The organism is Celeribacter sp. HF31 (genome assembly GCF_011806455.1).
Classification (GTDB): Bacteria; Pseudomonadota; Alphaproteobacteria; order Rhodobacterales; family Rhodobacteraceae; genus Celeribacter.
The window spans coordinates 614,309-624,921 of sequence record NZ_JAATOT010000001.1 but is presented as its reverse complement, the minus strand read 5'-3'; the positions used below and the strand labels follow the sequence as shown (position 1 = coordinate 624,921).

Annotated in this window: 8 protein-coding genes; 3 read left to right on the top strand and 5 right to left on the bottom strand. The window is 62.2% G+C overall.

Annotation, left to right across the window (positions count from 1 at the left end; genetic code table 11):
* Positions 1-19: 19 nt before the first annotated feature.
* Positions 20-1,171 carry an extracellular solute-binding protein gene (locus HCZ23_RS03080; RefSeq protein ID WP_167600203.1) on the bottom strand — a complete coding sequence of 384 codons (1,152 nt, stop codon included), beginning with the start codon at positions 1,169-1,171 and terminating at the stop codon, positions 20-22.
* A gap of 283 nt (positions 1,172-1,454) precedes the next feature.
* Here HCZ23_RS03080 and HCZ23_RS03075 point away from each other — a divergent pair, with 283 nt between their 5' ends.
* A complete protein-coding gene (locus tag HCZ23_RS03075; RefSeq protein ID WP_167600202.1) occupies positions 1,455-2,939 on the top strand; it encodes a PLP-dependent aminotransferase family protein in 1,485 nt (494 codons plus the stop codon).
* Between the two features lie 280 nt (positions 2,940-3,219).
* Here HCZ23_RS03075 and HCZ23_RS03070 read toward each other — a convergent pair whose 3' ends face one another.
* Positions 3,220-4,710, bottom strand: coding sequence for an aldehyde dehydrogenase family protein (locus HCZ23_RS03070; protein WP_167600201.1), 1,491 nt, complete (start codon positions 4,708-4,710; stop codon positions 3,220-3,222).
* A 167-nt stretch (positions 4,711-4,877) separates the two neighbouring features.
* On the opposite strand from HCZ23_RS03070, the gene HCZ23_RS03065 reads away from it, so the two are divergent.
* Positions 4,878-6,251 carry an aspartate aminotransferase family protein gene (locus HCZ23_RS03065; protein ID WP_167600200.1) on the top strand — a complete coding sequence of 458 codons (1,374 nt, stop codon included), beginning with the start codon at positions 4,878-4,880 and terminating at the stop codon, positions 6,249-6,251.
* Positions 6,252-6,282: 31 nt separating this feature from the next.
* Here the strand turns inward: HCZ23_RS03065 and eutC are convergent, their stop codons facing one another.
* The 3 genes from eutC to HCZ23_RS03050 form a co-directional block, all read right to left on the bottom strand.
* The gene (eutC, locus tag HCZ23_RS03060; protein ID WP_167600199.1) at positions 6,283-7,044 is read right to left on the bottom strand and encodes an ethanolamine ammonia-lyase subunit EutC; all 762 of its coding nucleotides are present in this window, start codon (positions 7,042-7,044) and stop codon (positions 6,283-6,285) included.
* Entirely contained in the window at positions 7,041-8,423 is a 1,383-nt protein-coding gene (locus HCZ23_RS03055; RefSeq protein WP_167600315.1) for an ethanolamine ammonia-lyase subunit EutB, read from the bottom strand. Before HCZ23_RS03055 ends, eutC begins: the two co-directional genes overlap by 4 nt.
* Positions 8,424-8,528: 105 nt before the next feature.
* Positions 8,529-9,224 (bottom strand): TetR/AcrR family transcriptional regulator, encoded by a 696-nt coding sequence (locus tag HCZ23_RS03050; RefSeq protein WP_167600198.1) that lies wholly within the window; start codon positions 9,222-9,224, stop codon positions 8,529-8,531.
* Positions 9,225-9,445: 221 nt separating this feature from the next.
* On the opposite strand from HCZ23_RS03050, the gene HCZ23_RS03045 reads away from it, so the two are divergent.
* Positions 9,446-10,612, top strand: a complete 1,167-nt coding sequence (locus HCZ23_RS03045; protein ID WP_167600197.1) for an efflux RND transporter periplasmic adaptor subunit — start codon at positions 9,446-9,448, stop codon at positions 10,610-10,612.
* Position 10,613 lies beyond the last annotated feature (1 nt).

Sequence of the window (10,613 nt, the reverse complement as noted above, 5' to 3'; positions counted from 1 at the left end):
GCACGGGGCCAGATCGGAATTAGGCGGAGAGGAATTTATTGGTGAATTCGGTGCGCATTTCCGAATACCACGGCGCCTCTGCCGGCCAGGCGTTGAGGTTCGCCAAGGCCTCGCCCGGATAGGCATCGGCAAAGTTCTTGGCATAGATCTCACCACCAAAGGCATCAGCGCCCAGCACCGGCGAGTTATAGCCATGGGTCTTGATCGCCTCACCGGCCCATTCCGGGTTGTAACAGGCGTCGATGAAAGCATAGACCTGTTCGATATTGGTCGCCCCCGTCGGCATCGCCATGCCATCGACCCAGGCCATCGCGCCCTCGACCGGCGCGCGGTACATCACCGGCTCGCCTTCGTTTTTCAGAGCGATCGGCGGGCCGTCCCAGGTCTGGCCGACAATGACGCCCTCGTTCAAAAGCCCGTTCTTCTGAGTGTCGGCATCATTCCAGATCAGCTTGATATTGCCTTTCTTTTCAATTGCATGCTCGACAACCTTGGTCCAGACCTCGGTCATTTTCTCAGGGCTTTCATAGGCCGCCCACATCGAGCCCGGCTCCATCATGCCAAGGCGTTCCATGCCGAGGCCAAGCCCCAACAACATAGAATGGCCGCGGCCCATGGTTTTGCCCGCATTGGCGTCGTCCCAAATGTCGTAATACGACGGGAACTCGCCCGCAGGCGTGAACATGTCGGTGCGCCAAGCAACCCCTTCGGTGCCCCAGATATGCGGCACCCAAAACGTGCCTTCGCCGCCGAAGTTCCAGTGTTTTTCGCCCAGAGCCATCGCCGGGTTGACCTTTTCAATGGCGATTTTCGTCATATCGAAGGGCTGCAAAAGCCCCAGTTCCGCCCACAAAAGGTTGCGGTTCACGGTCGGCGAGACGATGTCGAACCCTTCTCCGCCGGTGGCTTTGAGTTTGTTGATGATCTCCTCGTTGGAGCCGATGCCGGTGAAATTGAGCTTGATGCCGGTCGAGCCTTCAAAGGCCGTCACGAAGCTTTCCGGCAGGTAGTCGGACCACATCATCACGTTGATCTCGCCCGAAGACGCCAAAGCCGACCGGCTCACGATGGTGGGGGCTGCGAGGCCGGCCACAACTGTGGCGGACCCTTTGAGAAAGCTGCGGCGCTTGAGGCCAGTGTTGGTGCGGCTGCTGGTTTTGAATGTCGTCATGTCACTCCCCGTGAACGTTTTGCCGTGAACTTTTTGGTTGTTATGCGGCGGTCCTCTGGCCCGAAACTGGTCAGAGACCGATCAGAGACCGCTCTTGCAAAAGCCTAGGAGGGCGGCTTCTGCTCAATTTAGAGCCAGAAGGGGCAAACTATAGGACCAGAGGCGCTTTCCCCTCTGGACGGCACCACGCTGCACAATAGAGTGGCGTTGACGCAAGGAGAGCGCCCGCCACACTGGCAGAACCGAAACGGGCCAGAGGCCCTTGGGCAGAAGAGACACGAGGATGCTGGACCGGTATTTCGAACAGGGCTTTGACCAAAGCGCCTCGCTTCAGCATCAGATTCAGGAGCGCCTCATTCAGGCCATTCTCGACGGCGCGCTTTCGCCCGTCGATCCACTGCCCTCGTCGCGCGAGTTTGCCAAGACGCTCAAGGTCTCGCGCAATACGATCTCGATTGTCTACGACCGCTTGCATCAGGACGGGTTCATCACCGCAAAACCCCGGCGCGGCTATTTCATCGACGAGAATTTCGTCCGCGAAAAACTCAACGTCGCGCCGCCGCGTCGTCAAAGCGGTGGCGGAACGCCCCCCGATTTCGACCGTTTTTTGCCGCGCAGGTTTTCTGAGCAGATCAACATCGACAAGCGCAAGGATTGGCGGCACTTCCCCTACCCGTTTCTCTACGGCCAGGTCGGGCGCGACGAGGTTTCCGTCGCCCGCTGGCGCGATTGCCTGCGCCGGGCGGGCACGACGCGCCATGTCGGGTCCTGGGCAGACGACCGGGTCGACGCCGACGATCCGCTTTTACTCGATCAAATCTCGCGCCGCATCCTGCCCCAGCGCGGCTTTCGCGCCGAACCCGATGAATTGCTGATCACCGTGGGCGCGCAAAACGCGATCTGGATGGTCGCCAACCTGTTTCTGGCGCCCGGACGCAGCATTGTCATCGAGGACCCCGGCTATGTCGATGCGCGCAACATCTTTGCCGCTCAAGGCGCGCAGGTCATCCCCCTGCCGGTGGACCGCAAGGGCTTGAAACCCGGGCCGGAATTGGCCGAGGCGGACATGGTCTACCTGACACCGGGGCATCAGAGCCCGACCAATATCACCATGCCGATGGAGCGCCGTCTGGCCATTCTGGAGGCCGCCGCCGCGCAGGATTTCCTCATTCTCGAGGACGATTACGAACATGAGCTGAACTTCGTCGGCGCCCAACACCCGACGCTCAAGGCGCTCGATGCCACGGGGCGGGTGATCCACATCGGCTCGCTGACGAAACCGCTGTTTCCCGGCATCCGACTGGGGTTCATCGCCGCCGACCGCGAGGTGATCCGCGAATTGCGTCACCTGCGGCGCCTGATGTATCGCCATCCGTCCGCGCTGGCCCAACGCGCCATGGCGCTGTTTCTGTCCGAAGGCCATTACGACGCCCACATCCGGCGGCATCGGCGTGGGATGGCGGAAAAATGGCGCGAAATGCTGCGCGAGATTGACCGGCAATTGCCCGGCTGTGAGGTGACCATGACCACCGGCGGCTCGGGTGTCTGGATCACCCTGCCCGAGGGTGTCGAGGCCGGATTGGTCAAGGACAAGGCCGAAGCGCGCGGCGTTCTGGTCGAGGACGGCACACCGCATTATCTGCGCGAGGGCGCGCCGCGCAACCGCCTAAGGCTGGGCTTCGGCGCGATTGACTTTGACAAGATCGCGCCGGGAATTGCGGAGTTGAGGGTCGTGATTGAAGCGGTTCGCGGCGCTCAGAAAAGCTGATTTACGGCTATCGGAAAACCTTTCCTGCAAACGAAGCACAACCGCCCGGAATCAAGCCGAAGGCGCCGGGCGTGCGCCGGACCGTCCCGGCGGTCAGGCGCATTGCAATCCTCGCGCAACGATCTGATCTTTTTCGGATTTTGCCAACATAAAGCGCATCATTCAGATGTTTTAGCGCCTGCCCACGGTCCGGCGCACACCCTCGTGGCCAATGTCCTCTCTGGACGCAAGCCCGACTTACGCCACTTCCTCAAAACCTTTCCCTGCTTTTCAGCGCCCCTCAATCCATCGCAATAACAATCGTCTTCGAGCGCGTGAAATGCGCGAGCATCGCCTCCAGAGACGCCTCCTTGCCCAGCCCCGACCGCCCGAAACCGCCGTAGGAGACGTTGGGCTGGATCGTCAGGTTCTGGTTCACCTGCACATAGCCCGCGTTGAGCCGCGACGTGGCATCCAAAGCGCGGGACAGGTTTTCGGTCCAGACGGTGGCGGCCAGCCCGTAGCGGCTGTCATTGGCTTTCGCGATCACATCGTCATAATCGGACCATTTCTGGATCACGGCGACGGGGCCGAAAATCTCGTTTTGCACGCAAGGATGATCTTCGGGCAGGTCGAGCAACAGCGTCGGCAGAGCAAAGAGATCGGGGGTCAGATTGGCGCCTTCGGGCAATTGACCACAGCGGATCACACGCGCGCCTTCTGTGCCCTCGGCTTGCGCCACATAGCCCGCGACCACGGCGGCCTGTTTGGCGTTGATGATCGTGCCGATGTCTGTGGCCTCATCCAGCGGGTCGCCAATTTTGAGCGCGTTCAACGCCTCGATCAACGCCGCGAGGAAGGCGTCATAGAGGCTCTCATGCACATAAATCCGCGAGGACGCCGTGCAGCTTTGCCCCTGCCGCGTGAAGCGCATGCCAGAGATGGCGCCCGCCACCGCCTTGTCCAGATTGGCGTCGTCGCAGACGATCATCGGGGATTTGCCGCCCAATTCCAAGGACACCGGCACGATGCGCGCGGCCCCCGCTTTGTAGACGGTTTCGCCCACGGCCTCCGAGCCGGTGAAGGTGATCTTAGCGACATCCGCATGCGCCGTGAGCGCCGCGCCACAGTCGGCGCCAGTGCCGTTGATCACGTTCAAAACGCCATCGGGCAGGAATTGCATCAGAATGTCTGCGGCCAGATAGGTGGCAAAAGGCGCTTCCTCGGACGCCTTCACCACCACCGTGTTGCCCGCCACCAGCGCAGGCGCGATCTTCAGCATCATCAGGACCAAAGGCACGTTCCACGGCACGATCGCGGCGACCACACCCAGCGGTTCGCGGGTGGTCATAGTCAACATGCGCGGGTTGAACGGGATGGTTTCGCCTTTAAGCTCCGACCCCAATCCGCCATAGAATTCAAGGATGTCTGCGGCGGTCTTCACCTCGCCCCTGCACTCGGTGCGGATCGCTTTTCCGGTCTCGCGGGCCAGAACCTGCGCCACGATTTCGAAATGCTCCAACAGGGCACGTCCACCTGCGGCCACCGCCTTGCCGCGTTCGCGCGCTGGCATGGCGGCCCAACCCGAACCCGCCGCTTTCGCTGCCGCCACCGCTGCCTCGGTCTCCGCCACACCGGAAGCCGCCGCTTGGCCCAGAACCGCGCCTGTGGCAGGGTTCAACACGTCGAGGCCACGGTCCACGGTCACCCCCGCGCCACCCACAAGGTTGAGGTTGCGATAGGCGGCGATGGCGGCCACGGCGTCGGCGGGAGGGGTGAATGCTTTTGTCATACCCTTTCCTTGCCGCAAAAACGGCGACGGCAAAGGTGCCAGAGAATGGAAAGAGTGAGTCCAGACAGCCCGCCCCATTGATCTGTCCTTATAATTGCTTTTGACTGAGACTATGACCGCTCGCGCACGCCCGACTGGATTGTCGGGTCAAGAATGGAGTTTCCCCAATGCATGACAATGATCTCTCCGCCATCGTCGAGGCCGACCGCGCCCACGTCTGGCACCATATGTTCCAGCACCAGCTTCTGGACAGCCGTGATCCGCGGATCATTGTCGAGGGCAAAGGCATGTCGGTTTGGGACCAGAACGGGCGCGAATTTCTGGATGCGGTCTCCGGCGGTGTCTGGACCGTGAACGTCGGCTATGGCCGCGAGCGGATCGCCAATGCGGTGCGCGATCAGCTGATCAAGATGAACTATTTCGCGGGCTCTGCGGGCTCCGTTCCCGGCGCGAAATTTGCCGAGATTCTGACCGCGAAAACGCCGGGTCTGTCGCGCATGTATTACTGCAACTCCGGCTCGGAAGCCAATGAAAAGGCTTTTAAAATGGTCCGTCAGATTTCTGCGCAACGCTACGGCGGCAAGAAGTCGAAAATCCTCTACCGCGACCGCGATTACCACGGCACCACCGTGGCCACTCTGTCCGCCTGCGGTCAGAAACAACGCGCGACGCATTACGGCCCCTTTGTGCCGGATTTCGTCGAGGTGCCGCATTGCCTTGAGTATCGCAAACAATGGGACGTCGAGAATTACGGCGAACGCGCCGCTGAGGCCATCGAAGAGGTGATCCTGCGCGAAGGCCCCGACACCGTGGGCGCGCTCTGCCTTGAGCCGGTGACGGCGGGAGGTGGTGTCATCACGCCGCCCAAAGGCTATTGGGAGAAGGTGCAGGAGATCTGCAAAAAATACGACATCCTGCTGCACATCGACGAGGTCGTCTGTGGCATGGGGCGCACGGGCGAGTGGTTCGGCTATCAGAACTACGGCATCAAACCGGATTTCGTCACCACCGCGAAAGGCGTCGCCTCGGGCTATGCCGCCATCGCCGTGATGCTGACCACCGACGAGGTGTTCGGCATGTTCAAGGACAACGCCGAAGACCCGCTGAACTACTTCCGCGACATCTCCACCTTTGGCGGCTGCACCGGCGGGCCTGCGGCGGCGATCGAGAACGTGGCGATCATCGAGGAAGAGGGCCTTTTGGACAACACCAAGGTGATGGGCCAGCGGCTTCAGGACGGTTTGGCCGCGCTGATGGACAAGCATGCGCTGATCGGCAACACCCGCGGGCTTGGCCTGTTCTGTGGCGCCGAATTGGTGGCGGATCGCGAGACGAAAGAGCCTCTGAACGAAAAGCTGGTGCAGGCGGTCGTGGCCGAATGCGACAAGCAGGGCGTGATCATCGGCGCGACCAACCGCTCGGTGCCGGGCTTTAACAACACGCTGTGCTTCTCGCCGGCGCTAATCTCGAAAGCCGACGACATCGACCGCATTCTGGACGCGGTGGACAATGGCCTGACGACCGTTGCGGCGGCGATGTAAGACACCCACGCAATAGTTTGATAAATATGGATTATGCCCCGTCGATCAGCGGGGCATTTTCTATTTCCAGCGACCCGCTTTCCTCCTTGAGACCGGTGCCGGTCACCCCGCGTTCGAGCGCTGCGCGGGTGAGCCAGGCGATCTTGGCGGCGGCTTGACCATAGCTCATCCCGCCTTTGCCGTGGATGTTCGACAGGCAGTTGCGCTGGCTGTCTTTTGTGCCAGGAGTGGGCGCGTAAGTCAGGTAAGCGCCAAGGCTGTCGGCCACTGTGAGGCCGGGCCGTTCACCCACCAAAAGCACCACGAGACGCGCCCCCAAAGCCGCGCCGATCTCGTCCCCGATGGCGACACGGGCCTGGGTGGCGATGGTGACAGGGCCAAGGGTAAGACCGTCGAGTTTCTCGGAGGCGGCGTGCACGACAGCCGCCGCATGGGCCTGCACCGCCGCCGAGGACAGGCCGTCGGCGATGACGAAGGCCACGTCGCAGGGCGGTCTGGCGTTCAGTTTTTCTGCCTCACCCGCCCCCAGTTTCCTCCCCAAATCGGGACGGCGCAGGTAACTCGCACGATCCATAGCTGCGGAGGTGACACGGATCACCTCGAAGGGCGCAAGCTCTGCCTCCAAAGCCGCCACATCCAATGCCGAATGCACCGCATCGCGGGCACGGGCATGGGCAAATTGGAACTCGAGATTGGCCCCTGTCGGCAGCCCGGCGCCGTTGCGACCAAGGCCGATGCGGGCGGGCGTTACGTCGCGCAGCTTGGCCCATGGGTCTTTGACGACATCACTCATTGCGCCGCCTCCAAAAGCCGCTGCGCACCGAGATCGCTTTGCAACAGATGGCCGCTCTCGTTCACCAATCCCATGACCTCCAACCACGCCTCAAACTCCGGCGCCGCCTTGAGCCCCAACGCATTGCGCAGATAAGCGATGTCGTGGAACGAGAGGCTTTGGTAATTCAGCATGATGTCATCGGCGCCCGGCACCCCGATCAGGAACTGCGCGCGGGCATTGGCCAGAAGCGTCATCAGCACATCCATGTCGTTCTGATCGGCCTCGGCGTGGTTCGTGTAACAGACGTCGCACCCCATTGGCAGACCGAGGAGTTTGCCACAGAACACATCCTCCAGCCCCGCACGGATGATCTCTTTGCCGTCATAGAGGTACTCCGGCCCGATGAACCCCACCACGGTGTTCACAATGAGCGGATCATAGGCGCGGCAGACGGCATAGGCGCGGGCCTCCAGCGTCTGCTGGTCAATGCCATGATGCGCGTCAGCGGAAAGTGCGCTGCCCTGCCCGGTTTCGAAATACATCACGTTTTGCCCGACCGTGCCGCGACCCAGCGACAGCGCGGCCTCATGGGCCTCTTTGAGCATCGCAAGCGTCACGCCAAAGCCCTCATTCGCAGCCTGCGTTCCCGCGACGGATTGGAACACCAAATCCAAAGGCGCACCGCGCTCGATGATCTCGATCGAGTTGGTGACATGGGTCAAGACACAGCTTTGCGTCGGGATGTCGTAGCGCGCACGCAGGTCGTCCAACATCGACAAAAGCGTCATCGCGGTCGGGATATTGTCGGTCGCCGGGTTGATGCCGATCACCGCGTCACCCACCGCATAGGACAGCCCGTCGAGGGTGGAGGCGACGATGCCCTTCAGGTCATCCGCCGGGTGGTTTGGCTGAAGACGCGAGCCGATGCGGCCCTCAAGGCCCAGCGTGGTTCGAAATGCCGTCACGACGGTGATTTTGCGGGCCACAGCGATGAGATCGCGGTTGCGCATGAGTTTTGAGACAGCGGCGGCCATTTCCGGCATCAGCCCCGGCGCAAGTGCGGCGAGTGCGGCGGGCGTGGCGGCATCTGACAGGAGCCAATCGCGGAACTGACCGACGGTCATATGCGACACCGGCGCGAAGGCCGCCGCGTCATGACTGTCGACGATCAGCCGCGTGACCTCGTCACTGTTATAGGGGATCAAAAGCTCTTCGAGAAAGACCTTAAGCGGCAGATCGGCCAGCACCATCTGGGCAGCGACGCGTTCCACATCGCTCTCGGCCATCAGCCCGGCCAGCGCATCGCCGGAGCGCGCGGGCGTGGCCTTGGCCATGACCTCCGCGAGGGTTTTGAACCGAAAGTTTTCGCCGCCAAGCGTGCAGGAATAGGCGCTCATGTCATGTCTCGTCTCTGTCGTCCGTCCCGAGACCTTACCGCGCGCGACGGCAAAGGCCCGCGATTTCGACAGATGGGCCGACACGCAGCCCCGCCTGCCTCATTTTCAGTCAGACGCGCCCAAGTTTTTCGCACCGCAGCCGTGAAGAAACAGCGAAATCGCCAGATCGCGGCGGCGCACCATTTCTTCCGGCGAGGGATCGCACTCGACACACAGCAACAGCCGCGGCACCGGATCCTCGAAGGTCAAATTCACCAACATTTCCGCGGCAAGCGCGGCAGCGTCGGGCGCAAGTTCGATCTCGCCAGCCCGGCTTGCGCGGGCCAGCTCTTCGGAGACATGGCCGATCAACCGCCCGCGTCCGTTTTCAAGCAATTGTCGCGACAGCGTCGGATAGGTCTGCGCCCGTGCAATCAGGGTCCGCAGGAATTCCAGCTTGCTCTTCTCGGCCCCCGGCGGCTTGTTCAGGGTCAGCAAAATCTGCAAGCGCTCCGTCAGCGAGCGCCCTTCATCCTCGGGGCGTAGCGGGCGAAAAATCCGCTCCCCCATGCGCGAAATGACACTCCCCAACAGGGCTTCGTGGCTTTCGAAATGCTCATAAAGCGTGCGTTTCGACATGCCCGCACGCCGCGCGATGGCCGCCATGGTGACATGGTCGAACCCGCCCTCGGTCAACAGTGAACTCGCGGCCTCGACAATGCGCTCTTCGCGCGCGGCCATATCCATTTGCACCGGACGCCCGCGCCGCCGCGCGGCGGGCGCGTGATCGCAAGGCGCGTCATTTGCCTGTTTTTTTGTCATCTGCACCTCCCCACACCCCATTGAGCGGTGGCGCACAGCCACAACCGGCGGCACCGCTTTACAAAACTATCGGGTTTCTTTAATCGAAATTCAAGCACAACTCGTAAAATCACATGTGACGCACGTTTGACATACAAAAATGTCATAGAATTCGCTGGCCCCTGCGCCTGCTTCCCTTCCCCGGTCTCGCAAAGGCCGGGATGTTTTCCTCGGAGACCCTCATGCACAGCCGTTTTTCCCCCTCTCTGCGCCGGGCCCTGCCCGTTCTTGCCCTCACGCAGGCCCTCGCACTGGCCGCTCCGGCGCTGGCTCAGGACGGCCCGCCCCCGACGCCGGTGACCGTCGTGACGCTGGAGGCCAAAGACGTGACCCTCTCCGCGCCACTGCCGGGGCGTGTTGCCGCCTCCTCCGCCGCCGAAGTGCGCCCGCAGGTCAGCGGCATCATCCAATCGCGCCTGTTCCAGGAAGGCAGCACGGTCTCCGAGGGCGATCCGCTCTATCAGATCGACGCCGCCACCTATGAGGCACAAAAAGCCGTCGCCGAAGCCAGCCTCGCCCAAGCCGAAGCCGCACTGAAATCGGCGGAGATCGAATACAACCGCCAAGAGGAACTGCGCACCCGCAACGTGGTGGCCCAGCAGAACCTCGACAGCGCCATCGCCGCGCGCGACTCCGCCGCAGCCGCAGTGAAAGTGGCCGAAGCCAATCTTCTCTCTGCCGAGATTGACCTGGACCGCACGGAAATTCGTGCGCCGATTTCCGGGGTCACGGGGTTCAGCGAGATCACCCAGGGTGCGCTGGTGACCGCCGGTCAGGCCAATGCCCTGACCACGATCCGCGCGCTCGATCCGATCTATGTCGACGTGACCCAGGCGGCCGCAGACATCCTGCGGTGGCGCCGCAACGGCTCGGAGGCGGAGACGGTTGAGGACTTTGATCAAAGCGTGACACTGACGCTCTCCGATGGGTTGAGCTATGAGTATAGTGGCGAGTTGTCCGCCGCTGAGCCCTATGTGAACGAGGACACCGGCACGACCGTTCTGCGCCTGTCCTTCCCGAACCCGGATCATTTCCTGCTTCCGGGCATGTATGTGCAGGTCGAGATGCCCCAGGGCGTGGTGCCCAATGCCGTGCTCGTGCCGCAAGAGGCCGTCAGCCGCGATCGTCGCGGCCGTCCGATGGCCTTGGTGGTGAATGCCGAGAACGTGGTCGAACAGCGCATTCTGGACGTGGTGAGCGATCAGGGCGCGAATTGGGTGGTCACCGGCGGTGTGGCCGCAGGCGACCGGGTGATCGTGGCCGGTCTGCAAAAAGCCGCTCCGGGCGCCACCGTGGCCCCGCAAGACCAAAGTGCAGAGGCGCCTGCTGCGCCCGAAGCCAGCGAATAAC

What these genes read in the sequence shown, in the direction of transcription:
- HCZ23_RS03080 (WP_167600203.1), bottom strand. Translation starts at nt 1,171, where the DNA reads ATGACGACATTCAAAACCAGCAGCCGCACCAACACTGGCCTCAAGCGC.
- HCZ23_RS03075 (WP_167600202.1), top strand. Translation starts at nt 1,455, where the DNA reads ATGCTGGACCGGTATTTCGAACAGGGCTTTGACCAAAGCGCCTCGCTT.
- HCZ23_RS03070 (WP_167600201.1), bottom strand. Translation starts at nt 4,710, where the DNA reads ATGACAAAAGCATTCACCCCTCCCGCCGACGCCGTGGCCGCCATCGCC.
- HCZ23_RS03065 (WP_167600200.1), top strand. Translation starts at nt 4,878, where the DNA reads ATGCATGACAATGATCTCTCCGCCATCGTCGAGGCCGACCGCGCCCAC.
- eutC (WP_167600199.1), bottom strand. Translation starts at nt 7,044, where the DNA reads ATGAGTGATGTCGTCAAAGACCCATGGGCCAAGCTGCGCGACGTAACG.
- HCZ23_RS03055 (WP_167600315.1), bottom strand. Translation starts at nt 8,423, where the DNA reads ATGAGCGCCTATTCCTGCACGCTTGGCGGCGAAAACTTTCGGTTCAAA.
- HCZ23_RS03050 (WP_167600198.1), bottom strand. Translation starts at nt 9,224, where the DNA reads ATGACAAAAAAACAGGCAAATGACGCGCCTTGCGATCACGCGCCCGCC.
- HCZ23_RS03045 (WP_167600197.1), top strand. Translation starts at nt 9,446, where the DNA reads ATGCACAGCCGTTTTTCCCCCTCTCTGCGCCGGGCCCTGCCCGTTCTT.